Here is a 14,729-nt window from a genome sequence, read left to right as displayed (position 1 = left end):
ACCCCCTTGTCGGCATGTTTTCTGATAAGTAAAGTGGGTTGTGAGCCTGGGGTTAATTCCGTTTGGCAGGGATACACCAAACCGCTTCATTCTATTGAGGTTGCAGAAGCTCTAAATAGGCTTGAATGATGTATATAAAACATAGGAGCTGCGTTAGGGACTTTGACAATGATGCACTTGGAAGAGGGTGTTAAAAATTCTGCATTAGCTAGGCAGTTTTTTACCGGCTGATATATTTCTCCAGGCAATATATAATATCTTGTTAGCTGCGGTGGCGTGAGTATCAAGTTTTGAATAGGGGGTGTCCAGCGTCTTGAGGATTTTAGTATACCTGCGTAGAGAAAACTTCAGGAAGCTGTTCTTGTTGACGAAGCCCCCTTTAGTTTTGGCCAGCTTGCGGAACTGCCTCCACCGCAATAGTCGTGTAGATCGGGGTACAGATATATTCCAGGTATTTAAACTAGGTCGAGAGATTTGCCCATTTACCGCGCCACGATTTAATCACCATAGTATATTTCCACCCCGCTTCGCCCCCTGCTCTTCTCAGACATGGTCTGTGGCATTTAGCGTTGATGCCTTATAAGCACTTCTGAGATCAGCCACACAGGCCTTCTGTTTTTTTGAATCCACATATTTCCGCGAGTTGCGTATTTGTGGGTGATCTAGTACTGGTTCTTAGTCTTAGGGTAGATACTTTATATAGCTTTAAGTCCCCCTGTAGGCTATCAACACAAGTAATGAGGATATATTTTACTCTACGATTATGGAGGTCGGTCAGAACTCTCAGTCAGTAATGTGCGCCCTCTTGGTTAGATAGGTAGAACCCCAGTCACTTCTTTTTGCCTTCGATAATGAGGCCAAGAGCCGTATCAATGCCCTTGCTGTATGGTGGTCTTGTTCAAGCCGAACCTAAAGTTCAGGTAGCTGTATGTCTGTAATGGTATTGATCATGCCACTGGGAAGCCCCACTAGGTAGATGTTGGCAATATGTGTGTAAATATCCAGGTAGTTGTTATCCAAGGTGAGCAGGGCGGTGATCTTGCTATGCAGTTCGTTGGTAAGCTGAGCCTGATGCTTCTTGACTATTTGAGGCTCGAAGGTTTCGGTGCGATTTTGCGGCATCTGCATCGCGAAGCTGCCAGTAGCACTTTTCATGGTTTTTGAGGTGGTGCCATTCTTGCGATTGGGCATATCCTTGCTGGAGAGGTACTCCTCCAGTTCTACCTTCATGGTAACATCAGTGAGTTATTTGATCAGAAAGGCTTGGATGTCACTTTGCTACTGAGGTCTTTCCAATCACATAAGGCTTTGATGGCCGCATCCTTATCGAAAGTGGGTTTGGACTTGGATCATCTCTTTTTTGTGAATAGTAAAGAAATGACTGGGAATTCTGAACACTACCCATAGGAATTGAAACCAAGTCTTAAAAATTTTTCTTAAACTTGATGCTTGTTAATGTCTGATATCCGAGGCGGTTCTTTAGCTTTTCTATAAGTTTTTGACTTTTTATCACTTTATCTTTAAGCACGTCTTCAGGATGATAGCCCCCCCATTCCTCTTGAGTCTCTATGGGTAATCGAGAGCAGTATAGTTGTAACAACCGTATTGGTTGGCTAAAACTTAAAGCATCAAGCCTAAATTTAGTTTGCGTAATCAGCTCTTGCATTTCAAACTTTGTGTAAAGCTCTAAATTGAAGCTTGTCATTTGTCCCATCTCCCCCTTCAATTGGCAGTGAGTTTGCTGGGTGGAATCCCCGCAGCGCTGCAGCTGTTGGCTGGGCTCCTGAAGAAGGCGGATGCAAGGAAAAAGCAGTTGCTCACTCTTACTAAATGCCTTTGGAAAATATAATTCATTGTTGAGATGGGCAGGTAGCTGCTGGTAGGAAACAGGTTTTTGCAGGCTGCCAGTGAGCTGAGCCAAGTAATCAATAAAAGCACAGCCAAAGTGTGCCTCCAACTCCGATAAAGGTGCGGGCAGTAGCTGACCTATTCGCTTATACCCATATTTATAAAGCTTCTCTATAGTTTGATTATCGCACTCCAGTAGCTTGCAAGGGGCGTGGCCGATCCACTGTTTACATTGTCCTGTGGTCGGTGGGGCATTAGTTTGTTGCAACCACTGGCGGTGTTCTGCTAGTTGGCTGAGCAGTAGCGCGGCGCTGGGACTGTGGCCAAGCCCTAGGTAATAGCTGATACCTATTTCTATAAGTTCTTTCTCCAGTTGATTCAGCAGCGTTCGAAGTCCGCCGTGGGTTTTTAAACAATCACTGAGCTCAAGGTAGAGTCGTGGGGGATGGCTGCCTTCTTCAGGGGACGCGGCCTTCAAAGAAACCATGGGTGTAAAGCTGTGCCCCCATTGCGCTAGCGCCTCCAGCTGCCGTTGCTCCCTCTCTTTATGGCGCTGCAGCATCTGTAGGTTCGGGCACCGAATACGAGCGCTTCTGGTGCTTAAGCCGGGCGAGATACCAAACTCTAAGGCGGCATTATTGGATTGCACTATGATGTGGTTTTCCACTATCGCCAGAGCTTGGCTTCTCTCTCCTGAGGTTAGGGCACGTGTGAGCGTCTCGAGAGAAAGCTTGGGAAACTGAATGCAGAGCCAGAGCATACGATGCCTCTTAGATATTTCTCAATGTAGGCCTTGGCGGACTCGTTCTGCAGGGGTGGCCCGTTGACGATTTAGCTTTAGGTGCTGCCCACTGGGACCATTGATTTGCTTGAGTAGCCTGAGGGAGAGATCTCGCTCTTTATTTTTCAGTTGAAGCCTGAGTTTGGCGGGAGAGGGGCAGGGGGATTCTGATTGAGGCCGGAAGTGGAAGTGTAGAGAATCGCCCATTTCGGTGGCTTGCTGTAGGCGTTGCAGCTCTCGGTAACTCATCGACCGGTCACCTTGCCAGTTCAGAAGGGCGCCGCAGCCGCCGGATTGTAGTGACTGCTCTATCGCCCAGAGGTAGTCCCTCTTTCCTCGGGGGTGTACCAACAACAATTGCTCCAGCTGGACGCCGTACTGTGCGAGTAACTGAGCATCGGGGATAAACGGCGGCTTGATCAATACCACCATCGTCTGTGCGCGGGTCAGCTCGGCCAGAGTTGGTAGCAGAAGGGATAATTCATTCATCCCAGTTTGATTTGCAAGCAGTTCTACACTGGCTCCCTTTGGCCATCCACGGCCGCAGAGTAGGGCGTCGAGACTGGCGAAGCCCGTAGCGATACCAGGCTCCCCGCATCCATTGGCCGTCCGATTAGCCTCAACCCCGACAAAGCGCCGCAATCTGAGCAGGGGTTTGGATTTGTGGTTTAACTTATTGTTTTTAAAAAGATTTTCAGCTTTATTCACTCTGGCACCATTTGTTTCTGGCCCGGTATTTGGCAGTGCTTTGCAGTAGAACTGTATGTACATACAGTTATCTGTTGATTTATACAGTGTTTACCTGTTGGTGACAAGGGGCAAAGGTGCCGATTGGCACTTTTTTGCACAGCGCAAACCGGCTATGATTCGGCCTCTTTAATCGAGCACCAATCTTTTGTCTTCAGGGGGACGGAGTGAGTATCAAGTCCGATAAGTGGATTCGCCGTATGGCAGAGCAGCACGGCATGATTGAGCCTTTTGAGCCGGGCCAGGTGCGCCATGGCAATGACGGTGAACGACTCATCTCCTATGGCACCTCCAGCTACGGTTACGATGTGCGCTGTGCCCGTGAATTCAAGATCTTCACCAACGTGCATTCCGCTACTGTGGACCCGAAAACCTTCGACGAGAACAGTTTTGTCGATGTGGAGGGTGAGTACTGCATTATCCCGCCGAACTCCTTTGCGCTGGCGCGCACCGTGGAGTATTTCCGTATACCCCGCTCGGTACTGACGATTTGTTTGGGGAAATCCACCTACGCACGCTGCGGCATTATCGTGAATGTGACGCCGCTGGAGCCGGAGTGGGAAGGGCATGTGACTTTGGAGTTCTCCAATACCACCAACCTGCCGGCGAAGATCTATGCCAACGAAGGTGTGGCACAGATGCTGTTTTTCGAGTCCGATGAAGTCTGCGATGTGTCTTACGCGGATCGCGGTGGCAAGTACCAGGGCCAGCGCGGCGTAACCCTGCCACGCACTTGATCGCCAAGGGCGGTCCAGCTACACAACCTACCTTTCTATGACCGATGTATCCAATAACCAGTTGCCTGAGCGTGTCGATGTAGTAATTATCGGCGCCGGGGCGGCGGGGTTGATGTGTGCGGCCACTGCCGGCCAGCGCGGTCGCAGTGCGCTGGTATTGGACCATGCGAATAAAGTCGGTAAGAAAATCCTGATGTCCGGCGGCGGTCGCTGTAACTTCACCAACCTCTATACCAGTGCGGAAAATTTCTACAGTGGTAACCCCCACTTCTGTAAATCGGCCTTGGCACGCTATAGCCAGTGGGATTTTATTGCGCTGGTGGAAAAATACGGGATTGCTTATCACGAGAAAGCGCTCGGCCAGCTATTTTGCGATAACAAGTCCAAGGATATTGTCGATCTGCTCTTGGCTGAATGTCGTGCGGCTAAAGCGCAGATTCGCACGCGCTGTGCGGTGTCCACCATCCAATTTGAGCAGAATGGTTACCTAGTAGAGACCAATCTGGGGTTGGTGCACTGTGAATCCCTGGTGGTGGCCACTGGCGGTTTGTCGATTCCCACTATGGGTGCCACGGGTTTTGGTTACGATATCGCCCGTCAGTTCGGTCTTGATATTGTGCCCACCCGTGCGGCCCTGGTGCCGTTCACCCAGCATAAGCGCCAGCTACAGCGGCAGGATAGCTTGCCCGGTAGCTCTCTGGCGGTGACGGCCTCCTGTGGTGAGGGCAGCTTCCACGAACAGATGCTGTTTACCCACCGGGGGCTGAGTGGCCCAGCGGTTCTGCAAATATCCAGTCATTGGCGTGAGGGGCAGGCGGTTACCTTCGACTTGGCGCCCGACCGGGATCTGGTTGACTGGCTGCGGCATTGTCGACAGGGGAGTCCAGAGAGTCACTTACACAGCGTGTTAGCCGAGCTTTGGAGCAAAAAACTGGTACAGTTTTTCTTGCAAAGGCTCGATATTGCCAGCCGTCCCCTCAAGCAGTTTTCCGATGCGGAACTGCAGGCACTTGGGGCCAAGCTGCAAACCTGGAAGCTGGTGCCCGACGGCACCGAGGGTTACCGCACGGCAGAAGTAACGCTCGGTGGTGTGGATACAGATCAGGTTTCCTCCCGAACTATGGAGTGTAAAACCCAGTCGGGTCTGTATTTCGTCGGCGAGGTACTCGATGTTACCGGTTGGCTGGGGGGCTTTAATTTTCAATGGGCCTGGGCTTCCGGGCATGCGGCAGGAGAGGTGGCCTGATATGGGAGATGTGATTCCTTTTAAGCGAAAGACAGCCTGGCAAAAGCATAAGGGCAGCACCTTGTGCCGGGAGGGTTTTCACAAGTGGAAAGTCGTTACCGAGCGTAAATTTGACGTGAAGCAGGGAAGGCTCGTTACGGAATATCGCTGCGAACGTTGTGCTAAAACCAAAACCGAGTTGCTTTAAAGGCGGGCTTCGAGAGAGGTAATTCTCCCATTTGCGTTAGTGCTAGCCGATGAGCCCCGGCCTGGCTGGTGCCACACCGGGGCTTTTCTTAGGGGGAGTTTCTGAGAAACGAAAAACTCCCTATTCTCAGTGCATCATTAATAGCGATAGTAGCGGCCGCGATAGCGATAGTAATCTCTGCGTTTTCTGTCTCTGTCGTAGAGATAGCCAGCCCCCGCGCCGATGACCGCACCTGCGGCAGTACCACCGGGGCGCCCGCCGCTGATCAGGGCACCGGTAACGGCCCCGACACCTATCCCGGTTCCGATACGGCGGTCGGTATCGCTCATATTGGCACAGCCTTGGCTACCGAGTCCCACGGCAAATACCGCGGCTAGGCTGAGATATTTGATGGCTTTCATGCGCATAGGCACCTCTTTCAGTAATTCTTGAGGTAGAGAGATTCGGTAAATCCGACCGAATAATTCCGGAGCCAGTGTAAGGTGAGGCAGTGGCCGCAACAAATATCTCAGTCCAGAGTCACGCGTAGCACAAAATAAGAACTTTGAAGGATTTTGCGATGTTTGAAAAACAACAGCTCATCGATATTGCGCGCACACCGATGCCGTTTGGCAAATATGCGGGGTGCCCACTGATCGACCTTCCAGAGGAGTATTTACTTTGGTTTTCCAGAGAGGGCTTCCCCTCGGGCAAGTTGGGGCAGCTCATGGCCCTGGCTTTGGAGGTAAAGATTGAAGGGCTTGAGGGGCTGATTACGCCGTTGAAATAACGTGTGACTCTATATTTTTCTTATTATGCCTTCGGATTACTGTGGCACTGATGTGTATCCGAGGATGTCTTTATTAACCTACGCCGACTGGTGGTACTGGTGGTCGGTAGGTCACGCTCAGGCGCAGTTTCTGTGTAAACTAAACTGTTCTTGAGTCGGCATTATGCTTACCGTTTTACTTTGATCTTCTGTACAGCCATCTTATTATATAAATGCCTAGGTGAGCTTTGCGGAGCGAAGCGGTAAGAAGAAGCGGGCCGTAATGGAGACTGGACTTACCCGGAAATAGGCCCACAGCGGGTGACCACTGGTCTGAATGATTTCAGCGAGGTTGCAGCGGGAGTAGAGCCAGTCACTTAAAGAGGGAGCGGTCGAAATGAATTCGGCCGCTAATTCTTTTTTGGGGATTCGATTTCTAGATTTATATTTTGACCTCTCAATTTTTACTCATCTCCAATCTTCCCCCATTACCAATTCTATCTAGCTACTTTTATCCCTCTAAAAATCATACCTTCTCGGTCTGCAGTCGCATTTTTTGTCGCCGGATAAATTGTCTATTTTTCAGAGTGGGATTGACTGGGGAGACTATTGTAAGGAACCCGGCAACAGGTTGCCGGGTTAGTAGGCAGACTTAAAATAGAGGCTTAGAGCGGTATACGAATAACCACGCCGCCCATCGTTTCGCCGAGTTCAAAATTATCGCGTGGGCTATCGGCGTGATCATTGTGGCAGCTGACACAGGCTGGAGAAACACCGACATCGGCGTAAACGGCGGTAAAATATTCGGTATCCCCCAGTGTCTCACGACCGTAGAAGTTTTGGCCGGGATTATCAATCACATACTGCAGACCCTGCTTTTCCATTTCGGTGCGCGGTTTATTTTGCTTATTCACTGGCCAGAGTGAGAGCAGAGCGTAGCTGAAGCCAGACTCTTTTTCCGCGATGCGTTCGGCTCCCATACGCATCATCTGTGCCGGCAGGGGCAGTAGTTTTTTATCCTGCCAGTGCTCGTCAGCATCCAGGACTTTTTCCTCATTTTGCAAACGGTTAACCACCTTATTGGTGTAGTTGGCCCTGTCTGCCTCAATCACGGCAAAGACGGCATCCGCCATTCGCTCGGGTGCCACTCCCTGGTTTTTTTCACAGCCAGTGAGTAGTGCCAGTCCAGCGATAAAACAAGCGGCAATACGCATAGTGTTCCCCTCCTATTGGGATTTGGTTTGATTTTTTTTGCTATTGGAAATTCGCGCAATGCGATCGCGGATTAAGTCGAAGGTCTCGTGCTTGTCCGCGGGCTTATGCTTGAAGTTCTGTGAGATCAGTTTTTTGTCGGCCATCGCTGCCAGGGAAAACTCCGCCCCATGGCAGTTCAGGCAAACGGGTAACATTTTTTCATTGGGGCGGAGATTGTGGTTTTGATTGTGGTTGGCCACTACCTGCTCACCGTGGGTTTCCCTTGGTAAGTGGCAGCTGGCACAGCTGACGCCGTTTTCCGGATTGGCTTGCCAGGTGTCAAAGTGGGGTGAGGCCTTGTAGGCGAGGCTGTGTTCATCGCTGTGGCAGTTGAGGCAGGACTCTACTGCGGCAAATTGTAGGTCGACGTCGTGTGGGCCATGACAGCTAATACAGTTCAATTCACCGGAGGCGTCGGACTGCATAGGTATCCAGGCTTGCTGCGGCGTCATGGCGCCAGCCTGCTGGACAAACTCCTGCGGCAACTTGGCTGACAGTCGCATACCGTGTTTACCCTGGGTAAAGGACTCCTGCTGGGCGCTGTGGCAACTTGCGCATTGTTCGACTACTTCGATACTGCTGAATTGCATCTGTCCGTCGGCATGGCAATTGGTGCAGTTTACCTCGACTTGTGCGTGGGCACTTTGCGACCAGAGTGCGGCGATTTCTGCAGAGGTTGATTCGCCCTGAATATCCGCCTGCTTTTGTTGCAGTGGTTTGGCGTCAGGGTGTTCTTGTAGCCAGAACTGCATCGCCGTGCGCACTGGTAACTTGGCTTCTTCGAGTAGGTCCGGTTGTCCTACGTGGGCGATCAGGAAGTCCTCATAGAGGGTGCCATTGTCGTGGTAGTTATGGCAGCCGGCGCTGGCACAGGTCTCGAATCCCATGCCCTGATGGCTGCTGCGTTCCTCGGCAATTTCACTGTGGCAGTGAAAGCAGAAATCCCCGGCCAGACTGACCCCCATCTCGCGGGTAATTTCCTGTTTATGCTCCGTATGACAGCTGATGCACTGGCGTGCATCCAGGGTTTCCAGCAATTGTGCATTGCGAGGGTCGAGGAATTTTTTGCGTGGGTGGGAATCGTCGGCGAGTTCCAGTTCTTCTGCGTGGCAATTCAAGCAGGATTGCTGGATGGATTCCTCTCCGGCAAAACCATCGGTGTGACAGGAGGTGCAAGCGAGCTCGATCTGGTGATGGCCGTGAGTGGGTTCGCCGGTGATAAATAGGGACTTGTCATCTGCTGTCAGGTTATAGGCGGCATAGGCGCCCACAGCCAAAGTCAGCAGTAGGCCGTAGTGCCAAAATTTGAATTGATAAGATTTCATTTAGAAGTAATAAACCGCAAGAATATGATAAGCGAGGAGTACCGGCAGTGCCCAAAGCAGGGCGTAGTGCACACGTGACCACCACTTGCGGTGTTCGCGTAGCTTGAGATCGGTCCAGTGGTGGTTGCGTGCCATAAAGACGCCGACCAGCGAGCCTGTGGCGGTAACGCCAAGGAAAACCAGCATAAGGGCGAGATTGAGGTTTTGCCCCATGCGGAAACCGGTGTGTACTGCCAGGGTGGCCACGGCAACGACCCCGATTAAACTGTGGGCGTAGCGCCAGTGATCCATATGCCCGAGTGCGAGTTTATTCCAGCGTTTGCGCACACTCAGGGCGGCGGTAAATAGGCATAGTACGAGGATGGTGTAGCCAGTTACCTGTTTCCAGAAATTGTCATACCAGAGCTTTTCCCAAAATTGGCCAGTTTGCACGGTGTCCGAAACCGGGGGAGAGGGCATCAGGAATGACAGAGTGATTAACAATAGAGATATGACCGAAGTAACCAAGATACCTTTCGCGTGGCGCATAACCAGGTTGGGCACCGGGGCATCGAGCAGTTCGGCCATCAGTGGGCGACAGCTTCCGCAAACAGAGCCTGCCGTGGTGGCTTGTTGCAGTTCGTTGAGCGTGCGCTTTCCCTCGGAGATCGCTTTGCACAATTCTCCTTTACTGACTGAATTACATTGGCATACCAGATAGCTATCGGGGAAGTTCTTGATGCTATTGGATGCCTGCTGGCCAAAAAGGCGGCCTTCATCGGAAAACTGCTTAAGCGCGTGCGCACTCACTTTTTCTTCTTGGGCTACAGCTTGGCGCAGACTGTTTGCCTCATCCCAGCTGCCGATATAAACAGCCCCTAGGATACGACCCTCCCTAACAAAGAGTCGTCGGTAAATTCCTTTGAAGCGGTTGCGAAAAACATGGCTCTCGAGCCCTTCATGCTGCTGAAGGTTTTCCGAGGCAACATCTCCCATAATGGCACAGGGAATATGGGCAATTTTGAGTTGGATATCTGTATAGCTACCGGTGTAGGGGCGCTCTAAAATCTCGCCTCCATGATCGCGGCGAATATGGGAACAACAGCTTTCCGCTTGTTCGTAACCTGGGCGTACCAGTTGGTAAACTTTGCGATCAAACTCGGCGCACTCGCCAACCGCGTAGATATCCGGGTCGGAAGTTTGCATCCACTCGTTGACAACCACTCCCCTATCGATATTGAGTCCAGACTGCTGTGCGAGTGAGACTTCCGGTTGAATACCGGTACAGAGGACAATGGCATCGACACTAAGGGTTTCATCGCCTTCGAAAACCAGCCTGGACTTATCTTCATCTTGTTCGATCAATTGGAGCGTTGATCCCACCTTGAGTTGCACGCCCAAAGCTGCAAGCGAAGACTTTAAAAACTCTTCCCCTTCTTCGCCCAGTAGACCACTCAGCAATTTTCCGCGGGATTGCAGGGTGACGGTATTTTTGGGTGTTTTTAACGCGGTTGCCGCCTCCAGGCCGAGGGCGCCGGCACCGATCACGCAAATATCGGCATGCTGCTCTCGCAGGGCGATCAAGTCATTGGTGTTACGCAGGCTGCGAAAGGGATAAACACTGGGAAGTTCTGCACCGGGGATCCTGGGGATACTCGGATTAGAGCCGGTGGCCAGGATCAGCTTAGTGTAGGGTTGTCTATTTCCCGCTGCGTCAGTCACTATTTTTTTGACGCGGTCGATGGAGATGATTTCCCGGTCGATATATTCTGCGAGCCGGTGGTCGCTCTTGCCCAAAATAGGGTTATCCAGCTCGTCCCGATCTACGTGGCGGGAGAGGTATTGGGATAATTTTACCCGGTTATAGGGTGATTCTGTTTCAGCACCGTAGATAACAATTTGCGCTTCATCACAGAATTCTAGTAGTTTTTGTGCACACCGGACCCCAACCGGTCCTGTGCCTACAATGACATAAATTGGATAGCTGCTATCGCTGGCTTGAGCGCTATTTGGCGAATATTGTCGAGCAGCTGAACTTTTAAGTTCAGTCATATTTCCCCCGATTCCCCTCGGCTTTTACTACTGGCCTGCTTGTCATTCTTGTTTTTAAGCCATAAAGCTTTCAGAACTTCTTAGACCAATATCCCACCGTTGTGAGTTTTTTTGAATTCTAATTTCTCTATGTTTAAACAAAATTAAATAAACGTCTAGTGTTGAATAGAAATGACGATAGGGGATAGGAAGTTAAGGGAGGTCTGAACGGAAAGTTTTGTTCAGTTGTTGTTGTCATGCACTTTGTTGGAGCAGGATTATTTTACAGATGTAGCAGAGCGCTTCTGTTGAACCTGGAGTGGAAATATTTTCCGGCAGTTGGCTCCCGCAGATTTTTTGAGCAGGATGGTTGGGGCGCTGGGGGAGGGATTGCGAGTAGGGTGAAAAATATGCGCCCCGTCCCTGTGGGTCGCAGATGTTTCTGTGTGGCACTTACAAAATAAGTTGTTGCTCACTCATCGGCTTGCGCCTTATTCCTGTAGAGATTGAGTAACAAATTCAATATTGGACAAGTGCTCAGGATGGTTGATAGAGAACGTAGAGTTCTTTTTCTTCCAGTGCTGTGCGGCGGGTCAGTGCTTCCCCGATTTTTTGATAGTCTACTTTGAAGTCGCGAACCATTTCCGGCGTGAAGGCTTCATGGTTGTAGCGTTTGCAGAACTGCACAACGGCATTGGCGATTTCGTTCATGTCGGTGCGGAAGTCTTTCACAACTTGCAGGGTATGTGCGTCTCCGGCGAGGGCCTGCTCGAGGTACACATAAAAGCGCACATTTTCTTTGATTAGGTGCGCTTGAAAGCCCGATTTGAATTGAGTCAGCAATTGCGATAACTGGCGGTAGTTCTGTTTTTCAAAACCCTCAGACCACATGCGTTGAAAAATACCGATCAGGTGGCGGTGGTCGTCTTCCAGGGCTTTGATTAGGGTTGGGTCGTAGGAAATTGTACGGCTGCCCTTGGCGCTAGCATAAGAGCTTCGGGTGTATTTTTCTTCCAGGTCGACGCTGTCTGAAGACTTGCTGCTTCGGAACATGCCGGAGATAAAGCTAAGCATATGCTGTGCCTTTGATAGTTTTGCTTTTGTGTATTGTACGGGTAAGAAACTTCTCGGCGGGGCGGTAACGGCGGTGCGCAATCGCGCCGTGCTTGTACCCCCTCCGGAAGGCGCGGATTTTACATCGCATGACAGTTGTTTGACTGTGTGGCGGGAGTTGCAACTGGGCAAAAATTCTTAAAGTGTGAAGCTTGTCACAAGCTGGGGTGGGCCTGCTTATTGCGTTATTTTAAATTTGTCGAACATTCGTGAGTTGTAGGTAATAAAAAACCCGGCAATGCCGGGTTTTTTATTTGGGGTTTTGCTAGCGCTGCTCTACCGATGTGTAGTCACGCTCGGTATAGCCGGTATAAAGCTGGCGTGGACGGCCAATTTTGTGCGGATTGGAAATCATTTCATTCCAGTGGGCAATCCAGCCGGAGGTGCGGCCGGTGGCGAAGATTACGGTAAACATATCGGTGGGGATGCCGATAGCCTTCATGATAATGCCGGAGTAAAAATCTACGTTCGGGTAGAGCTTCTTCTCGACGAAGTACTCGTCCTCGAGGGCGATTTTTTCCAGTCTTTTGGCAATCTTCAGCAGAGGGTCATTCTCGGCACCCATGGCACCCAGAACTTCGTCACAAATACCCTGCATCACGCGGGAGCGCGGATCGAAGTTTTTGTAAACGCGGTGGCCGAAGCCCATTAGGCGGAAGGGGTCGTTTTTGTCTTTGGCGCGCTTCACGAATTCGTCGATACGGCTTTCATCACCAATTTCCTGCAGCATATTCAGTACCGCTTCGTTGGCGCCACCGTGCGCTGGCCCCCACAGGGCGGCGATGCCAGAGGAGATGCAGGCGAAGGGGTTGGCGCCGGAGGAGCCGGCCAAGCGAACGGTTGAGGTGGACGCGTTTTGCTCGTGGTCTGCGTGCAGCAGGAAGATGATATCCATTGCCTTGGCGACAATCGGGTCGATCTTGCTGGGTTCGCAGGGGTTGCCGAACATCATGTGCAGGAAGTTTTCGGAATAGCTGAGGCTATTATCCGGGTACATGAAGGGCATGCCTTTGGAGTGCTTGTAGCACATGGCGGCCAGGGTCGGCATCTTGGCGATCAGGCGGTGTGCGGAGATCTCACGGTGCTCTGGATTGTTGATGTCCAGGGAGTCGTGGTAGAAGGAGGCTAAGGCGCCAACTACGCCGCATAGCATCGCCATTGGGTGGGCGTCGTAGTGGAAACCTTTAAAGAAGTTCACCAGGGACTCGTGCACCATGGTGTGGGACATGATGGTGTCCACATACTCTTTTTTCTGCTGGGCGTTGGGCAGTTCGCCGTTCATCAGCAGGTAGCAGGTCTCGAGGTAATCTGACTTCTCTGCCAGCTGTTCGATGGGGTAGCCGCGGTGCAGAAGCTGACCTTTGGCGCCATCGATAAAGGTGATCTTGGATTCACACGCGGCAGTGGATACGAAGCCCGGGTCGTAAGTGAATAAGCCCTTGCCTGTTAGGTTGCCGACATCGACAACATCGGGACCGAGGGTGCCGGAGCGAACGGGCATTTCTATTGCGCCGTCGATACCGTCGACCGTGAGTTGCGCTTTTTTATCGGACATTGCGGACTCCTAAAAACTGTTCTTATGGCGGCCTTTTCCTGGTGTTTTCGGGTGCTGGCGGCCTTTTGAGCGGGGCCAAACTTAAGTGCCGCGCCGCAAATTGTCAAACCAAAAGGCGTGGACGACCAGTCGGCCGGCAACAGGATATCCGGTAACTGGGTGGGCCTGTAGAGCTTTTACCTAATTGCAGGCGTAAAAATCTGCGGAAATTCCGCAGTGTTAAATGATCTGCCACTGGGGTTCGTGAAGACGGCGTTTTCCCAGGCGTTCGTTGTGTTTTGACTATTGAATGCCTATAATCCGCGCGGCTTGCGCCATGGTACGGCTACTTTGTACAAGGCTTCATCAGGTCGAGTGCAAAGTGATCAGCAAGCAGCTCGTCCCTCCAATTGAAAAGCTAACGGGCGCCCGGTCGTTCAGGGCAACAAGGTGTTTTTCCTGTGAACAAAAACAGACCTGTCAATTTAGACATTTCCACAATCAAGCTTCCCGCTGCTGCTTTGGTTTCCATTTTGCATCGTGTGTCCGGTGTAGTGCTCTTCGCCGTTGTGGCGCTTTTGCTCTGCATACTCGATGCCAGCCTGGAATCCGAACAGGGCTTCGCCGATATGGCGGCAGCATTTAACAGTATTCCAGCCAAGCTCATCCTGTGGGCCTCCCTGGCAGCTCTTATCTACCATCTGCTGGCCGGTGTTCGTCACCTGTTTATGGATATGGGGATGGGTGAGAGCCTCGAAGGTGGTCGCCGCAGCGCTATTGCCGTGCTGGTGGTGAGTGTAATCCTTATTCTTCTGGTGGGGGTATGGTTGTGGTAAGAACAGTAACTAGTTTTGGCCGTAGCGGTACGTTCGACTGGCTTTATCAGCGTGTTACCGCAGTTATACTGCTGGCTTATGTCCTCTTTATAGTGGGCTTTATCTTTTTTACCAAAGACTTTGGCTACCAGGCCTGGTCTGAGTTGTTCGCCCAGCGCTGGATGCGTGTATTCAGTTTGGTCGCCCTGCTGTCCACCATTATTCACGCCTGGATTGGCCTCTGGTCCGTGGTTACCGATTACATCACCAACCGGATGATGGGCGGTAAGGCCACAGTTCTGCGCCTGTTTGTAGAAGTGATCCTGGCTGCGGTCGCCGTGCTTTACACGGTGTGGGGCATTGAAATTCTTTGGGGTGTATAAG

At 51.3% G+C, this 14,729-nt stretch carries 14 protein-coding genes and 1 pseudogene; 6 read left to right on the top strand and 9 right to left on the bottom strand.

Annotated elements, in window-relative coordinates; genetic code table 11:
- Positions 1-251 precede the first annotated feature (251 nt).
- The 3 genes and pseudogenes from ACCI51_RS08650 to imuA all read right to left on the bottom strand — a co-directional run.
- Positions 252-1,313, bottom strand: a pseudogene (locus tag ACCI51_RS08650) (transposase); the annotation flags it as partial.
- A 110-nt stretch (positions 1,314-1,423) separates the two neighbouring features.
- Entirely contained in the window at positions 1,424-2,608 is a 1,185-nt protein-coding gene (locus tag ACCI51_RS08645) for a Y-family DNA polymerase (RefSeq protein WP_371843299.1), read from the bottom strand.
- A 21-nt stretch (positions 2,609-2,629) separates the two neighbouring features.
- Entirely contained in the window at positions 2,630-3,337 is a 708-nt protein-coding gene (imuA, locus tag ACCI51_RS08640; protein ID WP_371843298.1) for a translesion DNA synthesis-associated protein ImuA, read from the bottom strand.
- A 206-nt stretch (positions 3,338-3,543) separates the two neighbouring features.
- On the opposite strand from imuA, the gene dcd reads away from it, so the two are divergent.
- The 3 genes from dcd to ACCI51_RS08625 are packed head-to-tail and all read left to right on the top strand — an operon-like array spanning position 3,544 to position 5,546.
- Positions 3,544-4,113 carry a dCTP deaminase gene (gene dcd, locus ACCI51_RS08635; protein WP_299587284.1) on the top strand — a complete coding sequence of 190 codons (570 nt, stop codon included), beginning with the start codon at positions 3,544-3,546 and terminating at the stop codon, positions 4,111-4,113.
- Between the two features lie 37 nt (positions 4,114-4,150).
- Positions 4,151-5,359: a BaiN/RdsA family NAD(P)/FAD-dependent oxidoreductase gene (locus ACCI51_RS08630; RefSeq protein ID WP_371843297.1), complete on the top strand. Its 1,209-nt coding sequence runs from the start codon at positions 4,151-4,153 to the stop codon at positions 5,357-5,359.
- A 1-nt stretch (position 5,360) separates the two neighbouring features.
- Positions 5,361-5,546: a hypothetical protein gene (locus ACCI51_RS08625; RefSeq protein ID WP_299587279.1), complete on the top strand. Its 186-nt coding sequence runs from the start codon at positions 5,361-5,363 to the stop codon at positions 5,544-5,546.
- Positions 5,547-5,683: 137 nt separating this feature from the next.
- On the opposite strand, the gene ACCI51_RS08620 is transcribed toward ACCI51_RS08625, so the two are convergent.
- Positions 5,684-5,947 carry a hypothetical protein gene (locus ACCI51_RS08620; RefSeq protein ID WP_299587276.1) on the bottom strand — a complete coding sequence of 88 codons (264 nt, stop codon included), beginning with the start codon at positions 5,945-5,947 and terminating at the stop codon, positions 5,684-5,686.
- Between the two features lie 158 nt (positions 5,948-6,105).
- Between ACCI51_RS08620 and ACCI51_RS08615 the strand changes: the two genes are divergently transcribed.
- Positions 6,106-6,315 (top strand): DUF3820 family protein, encoded by a 210-nt coding sequence (locus tag ACCI51_RS08615; RefSeq protein ID WP_299587273.1) that lies wholly within the window; start codon positions 6,106-6,108, stop codon positions 6,313-6,315.
- 644 nt (positions 6,316-6,959) lie between these two features.
- On the opposite strand, the gene ACCI51_RS08610 is transcribed toward ACCI51_RS08615, so the two are convergent.
- The 5 genes from ACCI51_RS08610 to gltA form a co-directional block, all read right to left on the bottom strand.
- Positions 6,960-7,508 (bottom strand): Tll0287-like domain-containing protein, encoded by a 549-nt coding sequence (locus ACCI51_RS08610; protein ID WP_371843296.1) that lies wholly within the window; start codon positions 7,506-7,508, stop codon positions 6,960-6,962.
- A 12-nt stretch (positions 7,509-7,520) separates the two neighbouring features.
- Positions 7,521-8,873, bottom strand: coding sequence for an ammonia-forming cytochrome c nitrite reductase subunit c552 (locus tag ACCI51_RS08605; RefSeq protein ID WP_371843295.1), 1,353 nt, complete (start codon positions 8,871-8,873; stop codon positions 7,521-7,523).
- Positions 8,874-10,904 (bottom strand): FAD-dependent oxidoreductase, encoded by a 2,031-nt coding sequence (locus tag ACCI51_RS08600; protein ID WP_371843294.1) that lies wholly within the window; start codon positions 10,902-10,904, stop codon positions 8,874-8,876. It lies immediately after the preceding gene.
- A gap of 516 nt (positions 10,905-11,420) precedes the next feature.
- Entirely contained in the window at positions 11,421-11,957 is a 537-nt protein-coding gene (locus tag ACCI51_RS08595) for a hemerythrin domain-containing protein (RefSeq protein WP_299587262.1), read from the bottom strand.
- Positions 11,958-12,261: 304 nt separating this feature from the next.
- Positions 12,262-13,551: a citrate synthase gene (gene gltA / locus ACCI51_RS08590; RefSeq protein ID WP_299587259.1), complete on the bottom strand. Its 1,290-nt coding sequence runs from the start codon at positions 13,549-13,551 to the stop codon at positions 12,262-12,264.
- Positions 13,552-13,991: 440 nt separating this feature from the next.
- Here gltA and sdhC point away from each other — a divergent pair, with 440 nt between their 5' ends.
- Both sdhC and sdhD read left to right on the top strand, forming a co-directional pair.
- Positions 13,992-14,366 carry a succinate dehydrogenase, cytochrome b556 subunit gene (gene sdhC / locus ACCI51_RS08585; RefSeq protein WP_371843293.1) on the top strand — a complete coding sequence of 125 codons (375 nt, stop codon included), beginning with the start codon at positions 13,992-13,994 and terminating at the stop codon, positions 14,364-14,366.
- A complete protein-coding gene (gene sdhD / locus ACCI51_RS08580) occupies positions 14,360-14,728 on the top strand; it encodes a succinate dehydrogenase, hydrophobic membrane anchor protein (protein WP_299587256.1) in 369 nt (122 codons plus the stop codon). Before sdhC ends, sdhD begins: the two co-directional genes overlap by 7 nt.
- The last annotated feature ends 1 nt before the right edge of the window (position 14,729 follow it).

Source organism: Microbulbifer echini (genome assembly GCF_041447225.1).
Taxonomy (GTDB): Bacteria; Pseudomonadota; Gammaproteobacteria; order Pseudomonadales; family Cellvibrionaceae; genus Microbulbifer; species Microbulbifer echini.
Note: the sequence above shows the minus strand (reverse complement) of the source record. Positions and strands in the feature narration are given on the sequence as shown.